Source organism: Pseudomonas sp. SWRI99 (assembly GCF_014270125.1).
Classification (GTDB): domain Bacteria; phylum Pseudomonadota; class Gammaproteobacteria; order Pseudomonadales; family Pseudomonadaceae; genus Aquipseudomonas; species Aquipseudomonas hamedanensis.
The window spans coordinates 63964-86432 of sequence record NZ_JABWQR010000001.1 but is presented as its reverse complement, the minus strand read 5'-3'; the positions used below and the strand labels follow the sequence as shown (position 1 = coordinate 86432).

The window sequence follows — 22469 nt, the reverse complement described above, 5'->3', positions numbered from 1 at the left end:
AACCCAGCGGGAGCAAGCTCCCTCGCCACAGGTTATGCATTGCCAACTCCTAGCAAAATCCGCCCGCTGGAACAGGTCGCCGTGTCGTTGCGATAAGCGAAATACAGTTTGCCGCGCGCTGGATCGAAGCGCAGGTGCAACTGGATTTCATCGCCGGGGCGCACCAGTTGCTGGAATTTCAACACTTCCATGCCGGCAAACGCGCCATCGAGCTTCAGCAATTGCCGGCCCAGGTTCAGCGCCCATTCCACCTGCACGACGCCGGGTAATACCGGCGCCTTGGGGAAGTGGCCGCTGAAATAGGCCAAGTCCGGCGGCACGCTCAGTTGCAGGCTCCACTCGCCCTCGGTTTCGCTTTGCTCAAGCACTTCGGGAGCTTTCGGCCGGGCAGCGAGCAACAACGCTTCGACGGTGGCCTGGGGCAGTTTCCCCTGGCTGTTCAGGGGCAGTTGGCGCAGCAGGCGCCAGCGCCGGGGCAGGGCGAGGGCTTCGCAATGCTGGCTCAGGTGCTTGCGCAGGGTTTCGGTCAGGCCTCGGCGGCCGTGTTCGCGCAATGCAAACAGCCCCGATTCGCTGAGCACCAGCAGAGCGCCGAGCGAGGCGCGGTTTTCCTGCACCACGCCCAGCCGCGCTTCCGCCACCCAGTCATGGGCAACCAGGGCTTGTTCGAGCATGGGCAGCGAGATGCGTTTTTCTTCCAGTTTGACGATGCGGTCCAGCCGGCCCAGCAGTTCGAAACGCCCGTCGGCCTGGACGCGGGCGGCGTCGGCCGTATGCTCGACATGCCCGGCAGGCAAATAAGCTGAGGCGACCAGCAGTGCGCCGTCGCTGTCCTGGCTCAGTTCGACGCCGGCAAACGGCTGCCATAAAGGCTCGCCCTGACGCCAGGCAATACCGCCGGTTTCCGAGCTGCCGAGGATTTCCGTCGGCCATTGCTGCAGGCGCTGATGCAGGCTCTGCGCGGCCTCTGGCGGCAGCGCTCCGCCGGAGGAAAACACCCGGCGCACGGCGCTCAAGGCCGGCCAGTCGAGGTTGTCGCCCATGCGCTTGAGCAGCGCCGGACTGGCGACCCAGGCAAAGGCCGGATATTCGCGGCTGGCACGCTGCAAATCCTCGGGAAACGCCAGTTGCCGGCGCACCAACGAGCGCCCGGCGCACAACGGCCACAGCACTCGAAACAGCAAGCCGTAGATGTGCTGCGTGGCGACACTGCCGATGATGCAGGCCTGGCCGAGGTCTGCGCCCCATAGCTGCTCTAGCGCCTGGACTTCATTGGCCAGCTGGCGCAGGGTTTTGTCGATGCGCTTGGGTTCGCCGCTGGAGCCGGAGGTGCACAGGCTCAGGCGGCACTGATCGAGGTCCAGTTCGGCGCCCGCCAACCCGGCTTGGTGAAAGTCGCTCAAGTGCGCATCGCCAGGCTGATCGGTCAGCCAGCTATCGACTTCACCGGACCAGCGCTGGCGTGTCTGCGCTTGCAGGTCGGCGGGCAGCAACACGCTGGCGCCCGCGCGCCACGCGCCGAGCAGGGCGACGGCCAGATCGGCGGCATCTTCCAGATGCACGGCCAGGCGCTTCACGCCTTGCGCTTGCAGGCCGGCGGCAACGCTCAATGCCTGCTCGCACAGTTGCGCATGATCGATGGCCGGTGCGTGGCTGATTGCCCGCGCCGGCACAGCCTTGAGCAACAGCTGCTCAAGTTTTATCCAGTTCATGTACGGCCTCTTACCCGTTGTCGTATCAGCCATTCAATGGCAAACATCAGGCCGATCAATCCGTAGGAAATCAGGCCGGTGTACAACATCCACCAGTCCAGCGGCGCCCACAGCGTCAGAAGGGCAGCGCACAAACCGTTGCAAAAGAAAAACACACTCCAGGCCACCGTGACCTTGCGCGTATAGCGAATGGCAATGTCCGGTAGCTCAGGCTCACGCAACCGTGCCAGGCGCTCGACCATCGGCGGGCCGTATTTCAGGCTCAGGCTGAACAGCACCAGCATGAACCCGCTGATCAGCACCGGGTACCAGCGCAACAACAGCGGACTGTCGAACAGCGCCAGCAGCAGGCAGAACACGATTGCCACGCCGGCCATCCACAGGCTGCCGGGTTTGCGCTCGCCGGTCAGCGCCCGCGCCAGCCACAGGCTGCCCAGCAGCAGACCGAACTGCCAAGGCGCGAAGTGCTCCATACCGAAATACACCGCAAAGGGGTACAGCAGACCGGCCAGCAGCAGGCCCAGGCCGATCAGTCGGCTCATGTGGCCGGTTGAACCAGACGGAACACCGCCTCGACCACGTCACCGACGGTGCGCACCGACTTGAACTCCTCGGCGGCGATTTTCTTGCCGGTCTGACGTTTGATGTGATCGATCAGATCGACCGCGTCGATGCTGTCGATTTCCAGATCCTGATACAGGTTGGCGTCCATGCTGACCCGGCCCGGATCCAGTTCGAACAGTTCGACCAGGGCATCGCGCAGGGTGTTGAAGATATCGTCACGAGTTTGCATGGTCCGGTCTCAAGCTGCTTTGGCCGTGACGAAAGCCGCAAGGCTCGCCACGTTGGTGAAATGGTTGCGAGTGTCTTTGGCATCGGCGTCGATCTTGATGCCGTATTTTTTCTGGATCGCCAGGCCCAGTTCCAGCGCGTCGACCGAATCCAGACCCAGGCCTTCGCCAAACAGCGTCTGCTCGTTACCGATGTCGTCGGGGCCAACGTCTTCGAGGCCGAGGGCGTCGATGATCAGCAGTTTGATGTCACGCATCAGGTCACGGTTGTTGAAATCGCTCATCTTCGGCGAGCTCCTTAATGAAATAGTCATGCAAATAGTCGTTGAGCTTGCGCGAGGCCTGCGGTGCCGGCCCCTGCGCGGCGAAGGTCTGTGGGTCTATATCGGCCCCGACGCGAAAACTGAAGTGCACGCGGCGGCGGGGAATGCGATACCAGGGTTCGGCTTTGGTCAGGGTGGTCGGGTTGACCTTGATGATCACCGGAGTGACGATTTTCGCACCGCGCAGGGCAATCGAAGCGGCGCCCCGATGAAAGGCCGGTGCCTGCCCGGGCTGGGTGCGGGTGCCCTCCGGGAAGATGATCAGGGTCTGACCGTTGTGCAGTGACTCGGCGGCGGCATCGAGCATGTCCATGCTGCCGTCATTGCTGATGTATTCGGTGCGCCGCAGGGGGCCGCGGGTGAAAGGGTTCTCCCACAGGCTTTTCTTCACCACGCAATTGGCTTGGCGTACCAGGCCGATCAGAAACACTACATCGATCAACGAAGGGTGATTGGCGATAATCATCTGCCCGGGGCGGCCGAGGCGTTCGGCGCCCTGGATGTCATAGGTCAGCACGCCGGTGCGGGCCATGAACCGCACGAAAAACCAGAACAGCCGACTGACCGTCTGCCGCGCGCGCCGCCGATGCACCAGGGCATCGCCGGGCAGGCAGGCAAGCAGGGGAAACACCAGCAGGCGCAGGCACAGGCCGCCAAGCCCGAACAGGGCGAAGCTCGCCGCGGTGGCGAGCAGGCGCCAGTAATAAGCGTCGCGGTTCTTCTCGGTCACGGGTTGCGTTGCCAGGTCCATACACGATTTTTCCAGGCATGTTGGCAATGGGGTTGCTGGCCGAGCAGGGTGCGCAGCAGGTTGAGCGCATGTGGCCAGTGCGCCTTTGACTGGATTTTCGTGCTGCTGTTCAGCGTCAGCCGCCAGTCGGTACCGGCAGTGATCAGCAGCGCGAGTGCGTAGGGGAACGGCACATCGTCAATCCACTGCGAGTACGCTTCAGGCGGTTGTTCTTCGGTCACGATCAGCAACACTGCCGGGGCACCTTCAGCGAGCAACGCCGCGGCTTCGAGCATGCCGTGTTCGAGGCCGTCGCCGGCGGCGGCAAGGGCGGTCATCTCGCTGGTTTCGCCACGCATGATCGACCACAGGCCGATGATCGCGTTGTGCACCGAGAGGCTGAACTGGGTCGGGGACAGCGGCTGATCGGTTGCCAGATCACTGAGGATGTCGAACGTACGCGGCGTTTCGCCGTGCCGCGAAACGAACACCAATGGCAGGTTGTCGCGTCCCTCGGCCAGTGGCCAGCCAACGCTGAAAGCCATCCGCGCCAGACGGCTGAGGCGACGGCGTTGCATGGCCGGCAGAAACGACACATCGGGCGCGGCATCGCTGCTCTGCAGCACCACCGGTTGCCGGCTCCAGGCCTGCCAGGCGTCCACGCTGTCGAGCCCCGGGGCCCATGCGCGCCATTGGGCGATGTTGAAGTTGATCACGGACATTCATCCCGCCCCTGCGGGCTTTCGTTGACGCGTTGGATCGCCAGCGCCGCAGCAGGCTTGGCTTGGCGCTTAGCGCCGGGTGGCGCGCATTATCCCGGTGCGACGGGTGTCTAGCAAATGCTGGTTACATTTTGCCCAACAAAATGTACTGAGCGGTTCGCTGGATAACTGTCACTTGGCCATTATCCAGAATCTCCGCGGCCTGTCTGTCAGGTGTCTCTGTATTCTCACGCGGTTTTTTCCACGCCCGGATGTCGACATTTACACCTCAAGACGTAGTCCCTGTCCGTGGAGGTAGCGAAGCGAGGTCGCCCGCATCTACACTCGGTCATTCTTTGATACACGGAGGTTCGGTCATGCGGCGCGTGGTGTTCAATCAGAAAGGTGGCGTAGGCAAATCCAGCATCGCCTGCAACCTGGCCGCGGTCAGCGCCAGCGAGGGTTATCGCACGTTGTTGGTGGATCTGGACGCCCAGGCCAACTCCACTCAATACCTGACCGGGCTCACCGGTGACGACATTCCGATGGGCATCGCCGACTTCTTCAAGCAGACCCTGTCGTCGGGGCCGTTCTCGAAAAAGAATCAGGCGGATATCTACGAAACCCCGTTCGACAATCTCCACATCATCACCGCCACCGCCGAGCTGGCCGACCTGCAGCCCAAGCTTGAGGCCAAGCACAAGATCAACAAGCTGCGCAAGTTGCTGGATGAGCTGTCCGAAGACTACGACCGGATCTACCTCGACACCCCGCCGGCGCTGAATTTTTACGCGGTATCGGCACTGATCGCGGCGGACCGGGTGTTGATTCCCTTCGATTGCGACAGTTTCTCGCGTCAGGCGCTGTACGGCCTGATCGCTGAAATCGAAGAGTTGAAGGACGACCACAACGAAGGTCTGGAGGTTGAAGGCATTGTGGTGAATCAGTTTCAGGCCCGCGCCAGCCTGCCGCAGCAGATGCTGGATGAACTGATTGCCGAAGGGCTGCCAGTGTTGCCGGTGTATCTGAGCAGTTCCGTGCGTATGCGCGAGTCGCACCAGGCGAGCATGCCGCTGATCCACCTCGATCCACGGCACAAGCTGACGCAGCAATTCGTCGAATTGCATAACTTGCTGGAAGACCACTGATTCCCCGAATACACACTGCCCCCTGTAGGAGTGAGCCTGCTCGCGATAGCGTCCTTTCATCCAACGCAAATGTTGAATGTGACGGCCTCATCGCGAGCAGGCTCACTCCTACATTGGATTTGTGTGTGGTCAGATACCTTGGCTACGCAGCCAAGCCATCAGTTGCGGCAACGGAAAAGCACCACTCTGCCGCGCCACTTCCTTGCCGTTTTTAAACAGAATCAGGCTCGGGATCGAGCGAATCCCCAATTGCGCCGATAACTGTTGATTCGCCTCGCTGTCCAGTTTGGCCAGCCGACACTTGCCCGCCAACTGCGCCGCCGCCTGTTCGAACACCGGCGCAAACGACTTGCACGGCCCGCACCAGTCCGCCCATGCGTCCACCAGCAACGGCAGATCGCCCTTGATCTGGCTGGCGTAGTCGCCTTGCGTGAGTTCAAAGGGTTTGCTCAACAGCACCGCGGATTTGCAGCGCCCGCACTTGGGGTGGTCAGCGAGGCGCTCGGCGGGGATGCGGTTGAGGCCGTTGCAGGTGGGGCAGGGGATGAGGAGAGGGGTTGTCATGAGCGAAATCCAGAAGAGAGCTGATAACACGTAGTTTGAGACGTTTGCTCATATTTTCAATCGTGCACGGTGCGAGGTTAGACCTAGGCTGAGATTTACCGGACGCACCGCTGGTCTGTCTGCCTCTATCGCACATTGCGATAATCGCACCCTTCGATTAACTTTCCATAGCAGAATGCGATAAGGATGTTGCATGCATGTGTTCAGCGAAAAACCCATCAGAGAGGCCAAGGAAAAATGGCCACAAACGGCAAGCGCACTGGCGCAGTGGTTTCGACTGGCAAAGAGAAGCTGTCCCAAGGACTTCTCGGCGATGAAATCGATATTTCCTGCGATCGACAAGGTGGGCCAGTTTCATGTCTTTGACCTGGGCGGCAACAAGCTGCGACTGATCGCTTTTGTCAGTTATCGATCGCAGAGGTTGTACATAAAATATGTTCTGGATCATCGCGAATATGATCGGGGCAAATGGAAGGAAGCGAAGGTATGAGCATTTTGATCAAGACAGTGGCTGAGCACTGGGAATATGTCGCTCCGCTGGTTCGCAAGCCGAAGAGCGAAGAGGATTACGACGTCTTGGTGCGGGCGGTCGATGAGATTCTCGAAATAACCGGGGAAGATGAATCGCATCCATTGATGAGCCTTTTGGACATCATCGGTGACTGGATCGAGGAATGGGATCGCACCCATCATCCGATGGCTGAAGCGAGCGGCGAAGAAGTGCTTGGCTATATGATGCGCGAACACGGCCTCACTCAGAGCGACCTTCCTGGCGTGGGTACTCAATCAGTCGTTTCGGAGATTTTGAGCGGTAAGCGAAAGCTCAACCTGCGCCAGATCCGCTGGCTGGCTGAACGTTTCAATGTACCGATCGAAGTGTTTATCTGAGTCGACTCACGACGAACAACTGATCTCCAAATGCTTGCCCCACTCCGGTGGCCGCTTGGCATAACCTTCCATCCCTGGCTGCTCTTCGAACGGGTTGCTCAACACCGTGTGCAGTCGGCGAACCTCTGAGTAATCGCCTTGTTCGGCGGCGTCGATGGCTTTTTGTGCGAGGTAATTGCGCAGGATGTACAGCGGATTGACCGCATGCATCCGCGCGCGACGCTGTTCCTGATCGGCGCTGCCCTCGCGTGCCACCCGCGCGACATAACGCTCGCCCCAGATATCGAAACCCTTGATATCGACGAAGTCATCGCGCAGGCGGGCGACAGCCTGTTCGGCTGAATCTTCACCGAGCCGGCGGAAGAACAGCGTGTAATCGACGCCGCTGTTCTGCATCAGTTGCAGCAAGTTCTCCAGCAACTGCTGATCATCGTCCTCAGCGGTGGTGAAGCCGAAGCGGCGGCGCATCAGGTCGAGGTAGTGCGCCTGGAACAGCGGCAGGTACAAACCGAGGGTTTCACGCAGAGCATCGACACTGATGAACGGCGTCAGCGCCTGAGCCAGGGCACTGAGGTTCCATTGACCGACCGGCACCTGATTGCTGAACGAGTAGCGGCCCTGATCGTCGGAGTGGTTGCAGATGAAGTGCGCGTCGAAATCATCAAGGAAGGCGAACGGGCCGAAGTCGAAGGTAATGCCGAGGATCGACATGTTGTCGGTGTTCATCACGCCGTGGCAAAAACCGTAGGCCTGCCATTTGGCGATCAGTTCGGCATTGCGCTCGACAATCTCGCGGAACATCGCCAGGTACGGTTCCGGTTGCTCGAGGCATTGAGGAAAATGCATCGCCAGTACGTGTTCGCCGAGCTGCTTTTGCTGCTCGGAGCGCTTGGTGTAATAGAAGTATTCAAAGTGGCCGAAGCGGATATGGCTGGGTGCCAGACGCAGCACCATCGCCGCGCGCTCCTGCTTTTCACGCCAGACCGGGGTGTCGGAGCCAATCACGCAGGCGGCGCGGGAAGAGGGAATGTTCAGCGCATGCAACGCTTCGGAGGCAAGGAATTCACGAATCGACGAGCGCAGCACCGCGCGGCCATCGCCCATGCGTGAGAACGGCGTTTGCCCGGCGCCCTTGAGATGCAAGTCCCAGTGTTCGCCGGCGTTGTTGTACACCTCGCCCAGCAACAAACCGCGACCGTCGCCCAACTGCGGGGTATAGCCGCCGAACTGATGCCCGGAATACACCATCGCCCGTGGCTCGGCATCGGCCCACAGCTTGTGGCCGCCAAACACTTGCGCGAATTCTTCGGTTTCGGCGCTGGCCGGGTCGAGGTCTAGCAAGGCAAGGGCTGCCGGGCTGGCAACGACCAGACGCGGATTGTCGATCGGCTCGGGCAACACGTGAGCGGAGAACGCGTCGCCCAGACGGGCGAAGCGGTTGTCGAAAGTCAGTTCGTCGAGGGCTTTCACGGGCCGGCTCCAGCAGAATGTCCGAGCATTCTGCTGGGACCTTGTCGGTTAGTCGAGTTTGCTCGGTGGCGGTTCCGACAACGGTTTCTGCGCGTCGACGATCGGCACGATGGTTTTGTTCTCCGGCTCGACGGGCACCATCTTGTATTCCTGGCCGTGAAGATTCTTCAGATAAACCTCCATCTGCCGGAACGAGATGTTGATGTGCTGCTTCTTGAACTCGCGGTTGATGAAGCGGTTAACCTCGTCGAGCACCGGGTTACGGTCGCCCAGATCGCGCACGTGCATGCGCAGTTCGTGATCGAGGGTGCTTTCGCCGAAATTCAGGAAGTACACGTGCGGCTCCGGTTCCTTCAGCACGCGCGGGTTCTCGCGGGCGGCCTTGAGCAGCAGTTCCTTGACCAGATCCAGATCCGAGCCGTAATCGACGCCGAGTTTCAGCGTCACGCGGGTGATGGTGTCGGTCAGCGACCAGTTGATCAGTTGCCCGGTGATGAACGTCTTGTTCGGGACAATGATGTCCTTGCGATCGAAATCGGTGATGGTCGTGGCGCGGATGCGGATCTTGCTCACCGTGCCCGACAGGTTGCCGATGGTGATGGTGTCGCCGATCCGTACCGGACGCTCGAACAGGATCATGATCCCGGAGATGAAGTTGGCGAAGATCTCCTGCATACCGAAACCGAGACCCACCGACAGTGCCGCGACCAGCCATTGCAACTTGTCCCAGCTGACGCCGAGGGTCGACAGTGTGGTGACAAAGCCGACGCCGGCAATCACGTACGACAGCAGCGTCGTTGTGGCGTAAGCACTGCCTTGGGCCAGATTGAGCTTGGACAGCACAAACACTTCGAGCAGACCCGGCAAGTTGCGGGCGAGGGCGAAGGTGATACCGATGATGATCAGCGCGCCGAGCATGTCGCCGATGCTGATCGGCACCATGCTCATGTTGGCGCCGGTGCCGCTGGTGTATTCGTAAAGGGTGATGTTGTCCAGGTAGGAGAACACCGAGATCAGGTCCGACCAGACCCAGTACAGCGCCGCGATGAAACCGCCGAGCAGGGCCAGACGGATCAGGCGCAGGGATTGTTCGTTGACCTTTTCGATGTCCAGCGTCGGTTCTTCGATCACCGCTTCGCCGTCGCCGGCTTCTTTGGCCGCTTGGCGTTTGGCCAGGGCGCGCTGGTAAGCCAGACGCCGCGCCGCCACGCTCAGGCCGCGAACGAAGGTGGCTTCGATCACCAGCCAGAACATCAGCAGGTACAGGGTGTTGATCAAACGATCGCTGAGTTTCAGCGCGGTGTAGTAGTAGCCGAAGCACACCGCGACGAACAGGGCGATCGGCAGCAGGGTGAACATCACACCCACGGCCTTGCGGAACAACGAGGCATTCTGGTGCGTCGGGCTGCTGATCAGCAGGCGGCTGAGCAGCCACGCCATCAGCGCGTAGCACGTCAGCACCACCGGCATGCCGAGGACGTCATCGGCGAGTGCCGCCGGTTGCAGTTCGGCGACGGCGACCACGGCCACCAGCGCCATGACCACCAGGCCCAGTCGGCGCACCCAGCCCTGAAGAAATTCGACCTGCGGTTTCTCCCAGCGGAAATGCAATTCCGCCACGCCGCCCGGCGCGAGAATCCGGTAAGCGGTGTAGAACACCAGCCAGGCCTGGCCCATCTGCAATAGCGCCGCGCCCATATTGGCGTTCTGCCCGCGTGCGTCGATCTGCAACGCCAGACCGCACAGCGCCAGGCCCAGTGCCACCGGCATCGCCAGCAGAATATTGATCAGGATCGCCTGAGGCGTATGCCACTGGCTGTCGCGCTTGAAGTGGCCGATGTCCTGGTGAACCTTGTTCAACCGTCCATACAGACTTTTACGCCGCCAGAGTAGGGCGCCAATCAGCAATGCCAACGGCAGGAACAGCAGTGGGCGCTGGGTCAGGCCGTCGGTCAGTTCGCTCAGGCTCGACGCCCATGGCAGGGTGTTGACCTGTCGTTGCAGGCGTTCCGGCACGCCGCGCATCCACTCAACGTCCAGTGGCTTGTTGCTGGGGATCCAGAACATTTGCTCATCGAGGGTCGCACGCAGGCTTTGCGCGGTGCTCAGCAGTTGTTTCTGATTGAGCTGCAGGGTGATCGACTCATTGAGCATCGCGCTCAGTTCGCGGTTCAGTCGTTCCAGCAAGTCAGTGCGGGTGTTAGCCAGCTCCAGCAGGCTCTTGCGCAGTTGCGGGGTGACCTGCTCCGGCGGCTGCGTGGCGAGCAAGTTGTCGACATAGGTCGCCGGGTTGCTCAGCAGTTCGCGTTGTTGGCTGACATCGAACTGATAGAGGCGAATATCGGCAATCTGATCGGCGAGGTCGCGGTCGACCTTCAAGTGCGGCAGGGCCTGTTTCTGTTTGTAGAGAATTTTCGACAGCAGCAGGCTGCCCTTGAGCACGGCGATCTGCTCGTCCAGCGCCGAATCGCTCTGAGTCAGGGTGTCGAGTTGCTGTTTGGTCTGCAGGTTCTGCTGGGTGACTTCGTTGAGACGATCGGTGCTCTTGAGCAAGTAGTCCGACAGTTTCAGGTTGGTGGCGCTCTCACTCGCCAGTAGGCTGCTGCCGCCGGCCTTCTGCGCTTCGATCGATTGTTGGGTGACGGTTTCCTGTGACTGCGCCAGACGCTTCTGGTTGATCAGCGTTTGCAGTTCCTGAATCTCGCGATCGAGGCGGTCGGATTTCTCCGAGAGCAAGTCGTGCTGGGCATTGCCCAGATCCTGCAACTGGGTATTGCCGGCCAGTTCCTGACGGCGCAGCGGAATCAGCGCATTGAGGGCGGCCAGCTCGGCATTCAACTGGTCGCGCTGTTCGGCGGTGACCGTTTTACCGGTGTCCTTGCCGGACTTGAGGATGTTGTTGATCTGCTGAATGCGCGTCTGGCTGGCGGAAATCTCCGCTTGCGCGCGCTCGGGCCGGGTCTGCGCCGTGATGATCAGGCTGTTGGCCTCGGCCAGGGCTTTTTGCAGGTCACTCTGCTGGGTCGAACGATCCGTGAGGATCTGCTCCAACTGCTGGATGGACTCCTTGGGAAAGCGCTGCGCCACCGGCACCACTGGCGTCGCTTTGAGGCGTGTCAGCTCGCGGGTGTTTTCGATGGTCTGCTTGGGCGCGGTCGCCAGTTGCTGTTTGAGGTCGATCAGCTTCTGCTCGTACTCGCGCTCGCTGTTCAGCTGATTGAGCGTGTTCTGCAGGACGGTTTGCATTGCCTTTTTATCGGCATCCGGCAGTTTGCTGTCGGCCAGCTTGTCGAGGCTGGCCTGCACGGCGTCGCTGGACGGTGGTTCGGCGGCGTACAGCGGGCCGACAGTAAGACTCAGGCCCAGCAGGGCCGCGGCGAAAAAGGAGCGCAGGGTAGGCATAGAGACCGGTCAAGCAAGTGAGAGTGGAGGCAGTTTAGAGGAAGAGTCCGGGGCCCGGGCGACTTCCTTCGGGGAATCTGACGCCCACTTTGCCGATCTTGTTCCCGTCCATGACCGCAACCGTCCAGTGGGTGTTGTTCCACTCCACCTGGTCGCCGACGATGGGGGCACCACCGACTTTCTGCGCAATGAAGGCTCCCAGGGTCATGTCCGGATCGATGCCTTCAGCCGGCAAGCCGTAGAGAGCGGCAACCGCTTTAAGCTGGGCGTCTCCTTCGAGCACAAAGTCACCGAAGAAGCGCAGATCGAGGCCCCGTTGCGGCGCTTGGCTGAACAGTTTGCCGAGGGCTGGCAGGTTGTGTTCGTGGCCAATAACACACAGCAAATCATCAACTTCCAGCACCGTACTACCCGACGGATGGAGCAGTTGCTGGCCACGAAACAGCGCGGCGATACGCGTGCCTTCGGGCATTTTCAGCTCGCGCAGGGGCGAACCGATGCACCATTTCTCCGCGCCGAGCTTGTAAACGAACAGTTCCCACTCACTGGTCACGTGTACTTCCAGCGCCGCCCGGGAAATCGGCGCGGGCTCCGGCGGTACGGTCACCTTGAGCAGCTTGGCGACCCACGGCAGGCTCGTGCCCTGCACCAACAGCGACACCAGCACAATGAAGAAGGCGAGGTTGAAGTACAGCTGCGCCTGCGGCAGACCGGCCATCAGCGGGAACACCGCGAGAATGATCGGCACCGCGCCGCGCAGGCCGACCCAGGAAATAAACGCTTTCTCGCGACCGTGGAACGCCTTGAACGGCAGTAGACCGACCATCACTGACAGCGGCCGCGCAAACAGGATCATCCACAGCGCCAGACCGAGGGCAGGCACGGCGATCGGCAGCAAATCATGCGGCGTGACCAGCAGGCCCAGCACCAGGAACATGCCGATCTGCGCCAGCCACGCCATGCCGTCGAGCATGTGCAAGATGCCGTGGCGGCTACGCACCGGGCGGTTGCCGATAACCAGGCCGCACAGATAAACAGCGAGGAAGCCACTGCCGTGCAAGGCGTTGGTCAGCGCGAACACCACCAGGCCGCCAGCGATGATCAAGATCGGATACAGCCCGGCCGCCAGGTTGATGCGGTTGACCAATTGCAGCATCACCCAGCCGCCGCCCAGACCGATCACGCCACCAATGCCGAATTCGCGGATCAGGTGCGTGAGCAGGCTCCAGTGCAGGCCGGTCTGGCCGCTGGCAAGCATGTCGATCAAAGTGACGGTGAGAAACACCGCCATCGGATCGTTACTGCCGGATTCGATTTCCAGACTGGCGCTGACCCGCTCGTTGAGGCCTTTACCGCCAAGCAGTGAAAACACCGCAGCAGCGTCGGTCGAGCCAACGATAGCGCCGATCAGCAGGCCCTGAATCAGATTGAGGTCGAACAGCCACGCGGCGGCCATGCCGGTCAGCCCGGTGGTGATCAACACCCCGACCGTGGCCAGCGACAGCGCCGGCCATAACGCCACGCGAAAGCTGGAAACGCGTGTGCGCAAGCCGCCGTCGAGGAGGATGACCGCCAGTGCGAGGTTGCCGACCAGATAGGCCGTCGGGTAATTATCGAAAATGATCCCGCCGCCATCGACCCCGGCGGCCATGCCGACCGCGAGAATAATGACCAGAATCGGAATGCCGAGACGCGAGGAAAGGGAACTGACGAGAATGCTTGCGCCTACCAGCAACGCGCCGATCAAGAACAGGCTGTTGATGGTCGTCGCATTCAAAGGCAGTACTCCAGAAGCGGAAAGACGGGGCACAAACTGACCATGCAGTCTGCGTGCCAGCGATTCTAACCTGTTGAAATGTGATGCTGTCAAAAAGCTTTTCGGCAACATCCCCTGAAAGTGCGGCGAGTGATGATTGTGGCGAGGGAGCTTGCTCCCGCTGGGACGCGCAGCGCCCCAAATGCAGACGCTGCGGTGTCTCAGGAAAAACAAATCGGAGGGCTCAGCGACTGCCGCGCAGCCGAGCGGGAGCAAGCTCCCTCGCCACAATAGCGCCCAGACGCAAATCCGATGTGTCTAGAGGCTGAACCGCCCAACCATGTTGTTCAGGTCCAGCGCCAGGCGCGACAGCTCATTGCTCGCCGCACTGGTCTGATTCGCCCCGGTCGCCGATTGCACCGACAGGTCACGGATGTTGACCAGGTTGCGGTCGACTTCCCGCGCCACCTGCGCCTGCTCTTCGGCCGCGCTGGCGATCACCAGGTTGCGCTCATTGATCTCGACGATGGCGCTGTTGATGGTGTCCAGCGACATCCCGGCGCCACGGGCGATGTTCAGCGTCGACTCGGCGCGCTCGGTGCTGTTGCGCATCGAATCCACGGCGTGTTCGGTGCCGCTCTGAATGCTGCCGATCATCCGCTCGATTTCGCTGGTCGATTGCTGGGTGCGATGGGCCAGGGCACGCACTTCATCCGCCACCACCGCGAAACCACGACCGGCCTCGCCAGCACGTGCGGCTTCAATCGCCGCGTTCAGCGCCAGCAGGTTGGTCTGGTCGGCCAGGCCGCGGATCACATCAAGGACTTTGCCGATGTCACGGGACTCGTTGGCCAGATCGCCGATCAGCGAAGCGGTGCTCTGCACGTCAGCGCTCATGCGTTCGATGGCGCTGACGGTTTCCTGGACCAGATCGCGACCGTCGCCGGCCGAGGTGGTGGCGTTCTTCGAAGCTTCCGAGGTGCTGACCGCATTGCGTGCGACTTCTTCCACGGCGCTGGTCATTTCGTTGACGGCAGTGGCGGCCTGTTCGATTTCGTTGTTCTGCTGTGTCAGGCCACGGGCGCTTTCATCGGTGACGCTGTTCAATTCTTCGGCGGCGGACGCCAGTTGCGTGGCCGAGCCGGAAATGCGCTGCAAGGTGTCACGCAGCTTCGATTGCATCTTCGCCATGGCCGCCAGCAGGCGTCCGGCTTCATCTTCACCATCGACATGGATCGGCTGGGTCAGATTGCCCTCGGCGATGGTCTCGGCAGCTTCCAGTGCTTTCGAAATCGGCTTGGTGATGCTCACCGTCAGCAGCCAGGCGAACAGCATGGTCAGACCGCCGGCGATCACCAGCAGCGTGACGACCAGATCGAACGACATCGAATACTGATCCTTGGCGCCTTGGTCGGTCTCGGCGATTTGCTGGGTGTTGATCTCCAGCAAACGTGCCAGAGCGGTGTTCACCGCTTCAGAGTTGGTCAGCAAATCGCTGTTGAGCAACTGCCGCAGCTCGTCGACCTGATTGTTGCGCGATAAGGTTTTCATGCGCTCTTCGAGCTGACGGTACTGCGCCAGCAACTGCACGTACTGATCGTACGCCGAACGTTCCTCGGGGCTGGAGATCAGCGGCTCGTAAGCCCGTTGCGCATCGGTAATCTGGCGGTTGCGCATGTCGAACAGTTCGATGGTTTTCTGCTGCACGTCCGCTTCACGGTTGATCAGCAGGCGATATGACAACACGCGCAGACGCAGGGTCAGTTGGGTGAATTCGTCGAGGGCCTTGATCGATGGCACGCTGGCGGTGGCGATATTTTCGCCGGCCGCGCGGATTTTGCTCATCTGGTTCAAGGCGAACACGCCGAGAATCAACATCAGGCCGCCGATCAGGGCGAAACCGGTGAACGCCCGTGGGGCGATATTCATATTGCGAAGGGACATGGGCGGATACCGAAAAGGGCCGCATCCATGCGGGTTGAGCTGCTGTATGGCTGACTTATCGGTCATACGACTAAAGTCTTGAGGTGGTGTGCGTATTTGTCGCATCTGCCCCCGAGCGACGAAGTGCAGGAACCAGATCGGCAGATCACAGTCTTTTAAACTCGCAGGAACGGTCCGCCGCCAGGAAAATCAAGGCTTTGCAGCGGTTTAACCCTGGCATCTGTGGTGACTTTTCTTTATCGTACGCGCCCTTTGAAAAACGCTTGGAAGATCAAAATGTTGGAAGCATCCCTCAGCCAATTGGAACAGCTCGTCAGCGACCTGGTGCAACAGAACCAGACCCTCGCGCAGACCAACCAGACCCTGTCCACGGAACTGGCCCAGGCCAAGGATGAAAACGAAAGCCTGCAACTGAACCTGATGGAGCAGGAAGAAAAGCACGGCGCCACTGCCGCACGCATTCAAGCCCTGGTCGACCGCGTCAACGCCGGTCCTGTCAGCGCATGAACCACGGCACAGCAGGGGTAAAAGTCATCTCCATTCTCGGGGAGGACTATTCGATCAAGGCACCGGCCGGGGAAGAACAGACCCTGCTGGACGCGGCCATGATGCTCAAGGCCACGCTGGAAGACACCAAGCGCAAATACCCGACCCTGATCGGTGACCGCTTGCTGGTGCTCGCGGCAATGAACCTGTGCTCGCAGCAGATCGAAATGAAGAAACAGCACCAGGAAGAACTCGACCGTTACCAAGAGCAAGTCAGCGCCACGGTCGACACCATCGCCAAGACCATTAATCAGGGTTGATCCGGTCGCTGGTGCGCAGATGAGTGGGTTCACGCTGAGCTGATGTGTCCTCAGCCCCGGCCCTTTCGCGGGCAAGCCCGCTCCCACAGGTATCGTGGTGATTCACTGAGTGCGTGAGCGCCACGAAACCCTGTGGGAGCGGGCTTGCCCGCGAAGACGGAATCAGCCGCTACGCATAATCCGGATCAGAACCACGCATCCTGCATCCCCAGGCACGTATCGTCCCGCGCCTCCAGCAAGTCCAGCTCATGCTGGCAACCCGGCACTTCCCAGGTCAGAAAGTACCGCGCTGCCTGCAGCTTGCCCTTATAGAAATCGGCGTCCGCCGCAGTGCCTTTTGCCAAACCTTCTTCGGCGCGAATCGCTTGCTCCAGCCAGCGCCAGCCGATCACCGTGTGCCCGAACACCTTCAGATACAGCGCCGAATTCGCCAGGCTGCTGTTGATCTTGCCTTGCGCCAGATCGGTCAACAAACCGAGGGTCACGGTTTGCAGGCGCGCCACCAGTTTTTCCAGCGGTTCGCGCAGTGCGGTCAACGAATCGTACGCCGTGGAGCGCTCGCCCGTGGCAGCGATCAGGCGGATCAACTGTTTCAACCCCGCGCCACCGTTCTGCGCCAGCTTGCGTCCAAGCAAATCCAGCGATTGGATGCCATGAGTGCCCTCGTGAATCGGGTTCAGGCGGTTGTCGCGGTAATACTGCTCCACCGGATATTCACGGGTGTATCCGTGACCGCCGAGAATCTGGATCGCCAGTTCGTTGGCCTTCAGGCAAAACTCCGACGGCCAGGATTTGACGATTGGCGTCAGCAGGTCCAGCAGCTCATGGGCCTGTTTGCGTTCGGCTTCGGTTTCCAGGGTGGTGGTGTCATCGAACAACCGCGCCGCATACAGGCCGAGGTCGAATGCCCCTTCGACGTAGGATTTTTGCGTCAACAGCATGCGTCTGACATCGGCGTGCTGAATGATCGCCACCGGCGCCGTCGTCGGGTCCTTGCTGTCCGGCACCCGACCCTGTGGCCGTTCGCGGGCGTATTCGAGAGAGTACAGATAGCCGGCATAACCAAGCATCACCGCGCCCATGCCAACGCCGATCCGCGCTTCGTTCATCATCTGGAACATGTAGCTCAAGCCGTGGTGCGGCTTGCCTACCAGATAACCGATGCACTCGCCGTTATCGCCGAAGTTCAGCGCCGTGGACGTGGTGCCGCGCCAGCCCATCTTGTGGAACAGCCCGGCCAGCAGTACATCGTTGCGCTGGCCGAGACTGCCGTCGTCGTTGACCAGAAACTTAGGCACGATGAACAGAGAAATGCCTTTTACCCCCGGCGGCGCGTCCGGCAGCTTGGCGAGGACCATGTGCACGATGTTTTCCGACAGCGGATGGTCGCCGCCGGATATGAAGATCTTGTTGCCCTTGAGGCGATACGTGCCGTCAGGTGCAGGCTCAGCGCGGGTCCGAATATCCGATAGCGACGAACCAGCATGCGGCTCGGTCAGGGCCATGGTGCCGAAGAAGCGGCCATCGATCATCGGTTGCAGGAAGCGCTGTTTCTGCTCGTTGGTGCCGAAGCTCTCGATCAGATTCGCCGCGCCCATGGTCAGAAACGGATACGAGGTCGACGCAGCGTTGGCCGACTGGAAATGCGCGAAGCAGGCTTGCGACAGCAAGGTCGGCAATTGCATGCCGCCGGCCTCGAAGCTTCGCGCGGCGTTGAGGAAGCCGGCCTCGAGAAAGGCATCCACCGCCGGTTTCACTTCAGGGATCAGAATTGCCTTGCCGTCTTCATAGCGTGGCTCGTTCTCGTCGCCTTTGCGGTTGTGCGGTGCGAAGTATTTTTCAGCAATGCTGCGCGCGGTGCCGATGGCGGCGTCGAAGGTCTCGCGATTGTGCTCGGCAAAGCGCTCGCGCCGGGTCAGGCCCTCGGCATCGAGGACTTCGTACAGCTCGAAAGCCAGATTGCGGGAACTGAGCAGCGTCTCGGACATGGTGGCTTACCTTAAAGAAAGTATGCCGCAGTCTAGGTAGGCCCATAAAAATGGGGAAGGAAGATAGATAAGGGTGATGGGGCGGCACAAGCCACAAGCTTCAAGCTGCGAGTAAGAGCAGTTTGCTTTTACTTGCAGCTTGTCGCTCGAAGCTTGTAGCTGCTTTTATCCGATCGTCATCAGGCTGGCATTACCGCCCGCCGCAGCCGTGTTAACGCTCAGCGCACGCTCGATCACCAGACGCTCCAGTGCAATGTTGGTCTCGCCCTGGGACAAGCCCTGGACCCCAACGATTGCGCCGCCACGCTGGGCGATCTGCTGGCAAACGGCACGCAACTGGTCGGAATGGCCATGATGCAGAACGGCATCGAAGACCACCTCGTCCTTGTTCCAGTCAGCAACCCGCTTGATCCGTGCCTGAACTTCCTTCGGCAGACGTGCCAGCAAGGTTTTGGTCAGTTCGGATTCCGGCCAGACTGCCGAGCCACCGACGGCCAAAACCGCTGCGAGTTGTGTCAGCAGATCGCCTTCGACTTCTGCCAGACACAGCACGTGCTCGCGCGGCAGGATCGCGTAGCTGTTTTTCTCACCGGTCGGGCCGGCCAGCACGCGGGTGATGCCGCTCTGCGATTGCGCCGCGTACTGTACGCACAGGCTGCTCAACTCGGCGAACTGGTTGTTGTCGGCCCAGGCTTTCAAGGCGTTCAGCAGTTGGCGCATGGCTTCGCGCAGACGAACGTCCGGCGCTACGGCAGCATCGCCGCGAGCGAAGGATTGTTCGATTGCGTCGGTCGGACGCGTTGACAGCAAGCGGTACAGATACAGCGGGCCGCCGGCTTTCGGGCCGGTCCCCGACAGGCCTTCGCCGCCGAACGGCTGCACGCCGACCACGGCTCCGACGATGTTGCGGTTGACGTAGACGTTACCGGCGTTGACGTTGTCGATGACCTTGGCGATGGTCTCGTCGATGCGCGTGTGCACGCCCAGAGTCAGGCCATAACCGGACGCGTTGATCTGAGCGATCAATTGGTCGATCTCTTTACGCTTGTAACGCACCACGTGCAGGACCGGCCCGAAGATCTCGCGTTGCAGCTCGTCGAAGCTTTCCAGCTCGATCAGCGTCGGCATGACGAAGGTGCCGCGCTTGACCTCTTCGCTGTCGGCAATCGCCACCTGATACACGTTGCGACCTTTGTCGCGCATGCCCTGAATGTGTTTGTCGATGCCAGCCTTGGCTTCGGCGTCGATCACCGGGCCGATGTCCACCGACAGGCGCTCGGGGTTGCCGAGACGGCTTTCAGCCATGGCACCCTTGAGCATTTCGATGACGCGATCGGCGGAATCTTCCTGCAGGCACAGCACACGCAGCGCCGAGCAGCGCTGGCCGGCACTGTCGAAGGCCGAGGACACCACGTCGATCACCACCTGTTCGGTGAGTGCCGAGGAGTCGACGATCATCGCGTTCTGGCCGCCGGTTTCGGCGATCAGCGGAATCGGCCGGCCCTGGCTGTCGAGACGGCCAGCGATGTTGCGTTGCAGCAGACGCGCGACTTCGGTGGAACCGGTGAACATCACGCCTTTGACGCGTTCATCACCGACCAGACCGGCGCCGACGGTTTCACCGCGACCCGGCAGCAGTTGCAGCACGCCTTCAGGAATCCCGGCTTCGAGCAGCAAGCGCACGGCTTGAGCGGCCACCAGCGGAGTCTGTTCGGCCGGTTTGGCCAGGACCGGGTTACCGGCGGCCAGTGCGGCGGCGACCTGACCACTGAAGATTGCCAGCGGGAAGTTCCACGGGCTGATGCAGACCACCGGACCCAGTGGGCGGTGGGCGTCGTTGCTGAAATCGTTGCGGGCCTGCACGGCGTAATAACGCAGGAAGTCGACCGCTTCGCGCACTTCGGCGATGGCGTTGGCGAAAGTCTTGCCGGCTTCGCGAGCCAACAGGCCCATCAGCGGCTGGATCTCGCCTTCCATCAAGTCCGCGGCACGTTCCAGAATGGCGGCACGTTCGGCTGGCGGAGTGGCCTGCCAGATCGGTGCGGCATTCAGTGCGCATTGAATGGCGTTGTCGACGTCTTCGACGGTGGCTTCCTGAACGTGACCGACCACATCGCGGTGATCCGCCGGGTTCAGCACGGCCGCAGGCGCTTCGTTGCTGGACGCGCAACCAAGCATCGGTGCGGCTTTCCAGTCGTTGTGCGCGGTTGCCAGTAAGGCGCAGGACAGCGAGGCCAAGCGATGTTCGTTGGCCATGTCGATGCCGCTGGAGTTGGCGCGCTCGGCACCGTACAGGTCACGCGGCAGCGGGATGCGCGGGTGCGGCAGGCCGAACCCACCTTCCACGGTCGCCATCTGCTCGATCTGCGCCACCGGATCGGCGACCAGTTCCTGAATCGAAATCGACTGGTCGGCGATGCGATTGACGAACGAGGTGTTGGCGCCGTTTTCCAGCAGGCGACGAACCAGATAGGCCAGCAGGGTTTCGTGGGTGCCGACCGGTGCGTACACGCGGCACGGACGGTTCAGCTTGCCTTCGGAAACTTTGCCTACAACCTGCTCGTAGAGCGGTTCGCCCATACCGTGCAGGCACTGGAATTCGTACTGGCCGGGGTAATAGTTCTGACCGGCAATGTGGTAAATGGCCGACAGGGTGTGGGCGTTGTGCGTAGCGAACTGCGGATAAATGACTTCCGGCACCGACAGCAGTTTGCGAGCGCAGGCGATATAGGAAACGTCGGTGTACACCTTGCGGGTGTAGACCGGATAGCCTTCCAGGCCTTCGACCTGGGCGCGCTTGATTTCGCTGTCCCAGTAGGCCCCCTTGACCAGACGGATCATCAGGCGATGGCGGCTACGACGGGCCAGATCGATCACGTAGTCGATCACGTACGGGCAACGCTTCTGGTAGGCCTGAATGACGAAGCCGATGCCGTTCCAGCCGGTCAGCTGTGGCTCGAAGCACAGGCGCTCAAGCAGATCCAGCGACAGTTCGAGGCGGTCGGCTTCTTCGGCGTCGATGTTCAGGCCGATGTCGTATTGCTTGGCCAGCAAGGTCAGCGACAACAGGCGCGGGTACAACTCGTCCATCACCCGCTCGTACTGCGCGCGGCTGTAGCGTGGGTGCAGGGCCGAGAGTTTGATGGAGATGCCCGGGCCTTCATAAATCCCACGGCCGTGAGAGGCTTTGCCGATCGAGTGGATCGCTTGTTCGTACGAGGCCAGGTATTTTTGCGCGTCGACTTCGGTGAGTGCGGCTTCACCGAGCATGTCGTAGGAATAACGGAAGCCCTTGGCTTCGAACTTGCTCGCGTTGGCCAGGGCTTCGGCGATGGTTTCGCCGGTGACGAACTGCTCGCCCATCAGCCGCATGGCCATGTCGACGCCCTTGCGGATCATCGGCTCGCCGCTCTTGCCGATGATGCGGCTCAGCGACGACGTCAGGCCGGCTTCGTTGTGCGTGGAGACAAGCTTGCCGGTCAGCAGCAGGCCCCAGGTCGCCGCGTTGACGAACAGCGACGGGCTGTTGCCCAGGTGCGGATGCCAGTTGCCGGTGCTGATCTTGTCGCGAATCAGCGCATCGCGGGTGCCCTTGTCGGGAATCCGCAGCAGCGCTTCGGCCAGGCACATCAATGCCACGCCTTCCTGGGACGACAGGGAAAACTCCTGCAGCAGGCCCTGAACAATGCCCGCACGGCCGCCGGCACTTTTCTGGTTACGCAGTTTTTCGGCGATGGTCGCGGCCAGTTTGTTGGTGGCTTCGGCCATCGCTGCCGGCAGGCGTGCCTGCTCGATCAGCATCGGCACCACTTCCGGTTCAGGACGACGGTAAGCGGCGGTGATCGATGCACGCAGAACCGATTGCGGCAGAATGCTCTCGGCGAATTCGAGGAAGCATTGGTGAGCGTGATCAGTGTGCACTTCGCCGGCGTCGTCGACGTCCTTGGCGGTCAAACCGTTCAGCTCGGTCAGGGTTGCACCACCCTCGAGTTTTTCCAGGTAATTGAAAATTGCCTGCTTGATCAGCCAGTGCGGCGTGCGATCAATCGAGGTTGCGGCGGCCTTCAGGCGCTCGCGGGTCGGGTCATCGAGTTTGACCCCAAGGGTGGTGGTAGCCATATTTTTATCCTCATGGTTGCCACAGTTGCGTGGCATCAGCTGGCGGCAAGATTAGCCCTGCGTCGATTGAGGTGCAACCGGGTGCAACCCTTTTTTTGCCGGAATAACAGGCAACTCGTCAGGAATT

Annotated in this window: 18 protein-coding genes; 5 read left to right on the top strand and 13 right to left on the bottom strand. The window is 61.0% G+C overall.

Annotated features, from left to right (window positions below):
• Positions 1 to 32: 32 nt before the first annotated feature.
• The 6 genes from HU743_RS00335 to HU743_RS00310 are packed head-to-tail and all read right to left on the bottom strand — an operon-like array spanning position 33 to position 4278.
• Positions 33 to 1712, bottom strand: coding sequence for an acyl-CoA synthetase family protein (locus HU743_RS00335; RefSeq protein ID WP_186646055.1), 1680 nt, complete (start codon positions 1710 to 1712; stop codon positions 33 to 35).
• A complete protein-coding gene (locus tag HU743_RS00330) occupies positions 1709 to 2254 on the bottom strand; it encodes a hypothetical protein (RefSeq protein WP_186646054.1) in 546 nt (181 codons plus the stop codon). Before HU743_RS00330 ends, HU743_RS00335 begins: the two co-directional genes overlap by 4 nt.
• Positions 2251 to 2505 (bottom strand): acyl carrier protein, encoded by a 255-nt coding sequence (locus HU743_RS00325; RefSeq protein WP_186549470.1) that lies wholly within the window; start codon positions 2503 to 2505, stop codon positions 2251 to 2253. The genes HU743_RS00330 and HU743_RS00325 overlap by 4 nt, the downstream gene beginning before the upstream one ends.
• Positions 2506 to 2514: 9 nt before the next feature.
• Positions 2515 to 2787: a phosphopantetheine-binding protein gene (locus HU743_RS00320; RefSeq protein WP_186646053.1), complete on the bottom strand. Its 273-nt coding sequence runs from the start codon at positions 2785 to 2787 to the stop codon at positions 2515 to 2517.
• Positions 2765 to 3577 (bottom strand): lysophospholipid acyltransferase family protein, encoded by an 813-nt coding sequence (locus HU743_RS00315; protein WP_186646052.1) that lies wholly within the window; start codon positions 3575 to 3577, stop codon positions 2765 to 2767. Before HU743_RS00315 ends, HU743_RS00320 begins: the two co-directional genes overlap by 23 nt.
• A complete protein-coding gene (locus tag HU743_RS00310) occupies positions 3553 to 4278 on the bottom strand; it encodes a beta-ketoacyl synthase chain length factor (RefSeq protein ID WP_186646051.1) in 726 nt (241 codons plus the stop codon). The genes HU743_RS00315 and HU743_RS00310 overlap by 25 nt, the downstream gene beginning before the upstream one ends.
• Positions 4279 to 4634: 356 nt before the next feature.
• Here HU743_RS00310 and HU743_RS00305 point away from each other — a divergent pair, with 356 nt between their 5' ends.
• A complete protein-coding gene (locus HU743_RS00305; RefSeq protein WP_024011296.1) occupies positions 4635 to 5405 on the top strand; it encodes a ParA family protein in 771 nt (256 codons plus the stop codon).
• A gap of 129 nt (positions 5406 to 5534) precedes the next feature.
• On the opposite strand, the gene trxC is transcribed toward HU743_RS00305, so the two are convergent.
• Positions 5535 to 5969 (bottom strand): thioredoxin TrxC, encoded by a 435-nt coding sequence (gene trxC / locus HU743_RS00300; protein ID WP_186646050.1) that lies wholly within the window; start codon positions 5967 to 5969, stop codon positions 5535 to 5537.
• Positions 5970 to 6162: 193 nt separating this feature from the next.
• On the opposite strand from trxC, the gene HU743_RS00295 reads away from it, so the two are divergent.
• Positions 6163 to 6459 (top strand): type II toxin-antitoxin system HigB family toxin, encoded by a 297-nt coding sequence (locus HU743_RS00295; RefSeq protein WP_186549459.1) that lies wholly within the window; start codon positions 6163 to 6165, stop codon positions 6457 to 6459.
• Positions 6456 to 6857, top strand: a complete 402-nt coding sequence (locus HU743_RS00290) for a transcriptional regulator (protein ID WP_186646048.1) — start codon at positions 6456 to 6458, stop codon at positions 6855 to 6857. The genes HU743_RS00295 and HU743_RS00290 overlap by 4 nt, the downstream gene beginning before the upstream one ends.
• A gap of 6 nt (positions 6858 to 6863) precedes the next feature.
• Here HU743_RS00290 and HU743_RS00285 read toward each other — a convergent pair whose 3' ends face one another.
• The 4 genes from HU743_RS00285 to HU743_RS00270 form a co-directional block, all read right to left on the bottom strand.
• A complete protein-coding gene (locus tag HU743_RS00285; RefSeq protein ID WP_186646046.1) occupies positions 6864 to 8327 on the bottom strand; it encodes a protein adenylyltransferase SelO in 1464 nt (487 codons plus the stop codon).
• 48 nt (positions 8328 to 8375) lie between these two features.
• On the bottom strand, positions 8376 to 11729 hold the full coding sequence (gene mscK / locus HU743_RS00280; RefSeq protein ID WP_186646044.1) for a mechanosensitive channel MscK: 3354 nt from the start codon (positions 11727 to 11729) through the stop codon (positions 8376 to 8378).
• Positions 11730 to 11763: 34 nt separating this feature from the next.
• Complete coding sequence (locus tag HU743_RS00275) at positions 11764 to 13506, bottom strand: potassium/proton antiporter (RefSeq protein ID WP_186549451.1); 1743 nt, start codon at positions 13504 to 13506, stop codon at positions 11764 to 11766.
• A 297-nt stretch (positions 13507 to 13803) separates the two neighbouring features.
• A complete protein-coding gene (locus HU743_RS00270; protein ID WP_186646042.1) occupies positions 13804 to 15429 on the bottom strand; it encodes a methyl-accepting chemotaxis protein in 1626 nt (541 codons plus the stop codon).
• Between the two features lie 276 nt (positions 15430 to 15705).
• Between HU743_RS00270 and HU743_RS00265 the strand changes: the two genes are divergently transcribed.
• Positions 15706 to 15936 carry a hypothetical protein gene (locus HU743_RS00265; RefSeq protein ID WP_007909525.1) on the top strand — a complete coding sequence of 77 codons (231 nt, stop codon included), beginning with the start codon at positions 15706 to 15708 and terminating at the stop codon, positions 15934 to 15936.
• Positions 15933 to 16235: a cell division protein ZapA gene (locus HU743_RS00260; protein WP_186619599.1), complete on the top strand. Its 303-nt coding sequence runs from the start codon at positions 15933 to 15935 to the stop codon at positions 16233 to 16235. Before HU743_RS00265 ends, HU743_RS00260 begins: the two co-directional genes overlap by 4 nt.
• A gap of 185 nt (positions 16236 to 16420) precedes the next feature.
• Here HU743_RS00260 and HU743_RS00255 read toward each other — a convergent pair whose 3' ends face one another.
• Positions 16421 to 18223 carry an acyl-CoA dehydrogenase gene (locus tag HU743_RS00255; RefSeq protein ID WP_186646040.1) on the bottom strand — a complete coding sequence of 601 codons (1803 nt, stop codon included), beginning with the start codon at positions 18221 to 18223 and terminating at the stop codon, positions 16421 to 16423.
• 165 nt (positions 18224 to 18388) lie between these two features.
• The gene (putA, locus tag HU743_RS00250; RefSeq protein ID WP_186646037.1) at positions 18389 to 22342 is read right to left on the bottom strand and encodes a trifunctional transcriptional regulator/proline dehydrogenase/L-glutamate gamma-semialdehyde dehydrogenase; all 3954 of its coding nucleotides are present in this window, start codon (positions 22340 to 22342) and stop codon (positions 18389 to 18391) included.
• Positions 22343 to 22469: the final 127 nt, after the last annotated feature.

Bases quoted from the DNA above. Each gene is read 5' to 3' on its own strand.
- HU743_RS00315 (WP_186646052.1), bottom strand. From the start codon at position 3,577: ATGGACCTGGCAACGCAACCCGTGACCGAGAAGAACCGCGACGCTTAT.
- HU743_RS00305 (WP_024011296.1), top strand. From the start codon at position 4,635: ATGCGGCGCGTGGTGTTCAATCAGAAAGGTGGCGTAGGCAAATCCAGC.
- mscK (WP_186646044.1), bottom strand. From the start codon at position 11,729: ATGCCTACCCTGCGCTCCTTTTTCGCCGCGGCCCTGCTGGGCCTGAGT.
- HU743_RS00310 (WP_186646051.1), bottom strand. From the start codon at position 4,278: ATGTCCGTGATCAACTTCAACATCGCCCAATGGCGCGCATGGGCCCCG.
- HU743_RS00325 (WP_186549470.1), bottom strand. From the start codon at position 2,505: ATGCAAACTCGTGACGATATCTTCAACACCCTGCGCGATGCCCTGGTC.
- HU743_RS00335 (WP_186646055.1), bottom strand. From the start codon at position 1,712: ATGAACTGGATAAAACTTGAGCAGCTGTTGCTCAAGGCTGTGCCGGCG.
- HU743_RS00265 (WP_007909525.1), top strand. From the start codon at position 15,706: ATGTTGGAAGCATCCCTCAGCCAATTGGAACAGCTCGTCAGCGACCTG.
- HU743_RS00290 (WP_186646048.1), top strand. From the start codon at position 6,456: ATGAGCATTTTGATCAAGACAGTGGCTGAGCACTGGGAATATGTCGCT.
- HU743_RS00320 (WP_186646053.1), bottom strand. From the start codon at position 2,787: ATGAGCGATTTCAACAACCGTGACCTGATGCGTGACATCAAACTGCTG.
- trxC (WP_186646050.1), bottom strand. From the start codon at position 5,969: ATGACAACCCCTCTCCTCATCCCCTGCCCCACCTGCAACGGCCTCAAC.
- HU743_RS00255 (WP_186646040.1), bottom strand. From the start codon at position 18,223: ATGTCCGAGACGCTGCTCAGTTCCCGCAATCTGGCTTTCGAGCTGTAC.
- HU743_RS00295 (WP_186549459.1), top strand. From the start codon at position 6,163: ATGCATGTGTTCAGCGAAAAACCCATCAGAGAGGCCAAGGAAAAATGG.
- HU743_RS00330 (WP_186646054.1), bottom strand. From the start codon at position 2,254: ATGAGCCGACTGATCGGCCTGGGCCTGCTGCTGGCCGGTCTGCTGTAC.
- putA (WP_186646037.1), bottom strand. From the start codon at position 22,342: ATGGCTACCACCACCCTTGGGGTCAAACTCGATGACCCGACCCGCGAG.
- HU743_RS00260 (WP_186619599.1), top strand. From the start codon at position 15,933: ATGAACCACGGCACAGCAGGGGTAAAAGTCATCTCCATTCTCGGGGAG.
- HU743_RS00270 (WP_186646042.1), bottom strand. From the start codon at position 15,429: ATGTCCCTTCGCAATATGAATATCGCCCCACGGGCGTTCACCGGTTTC.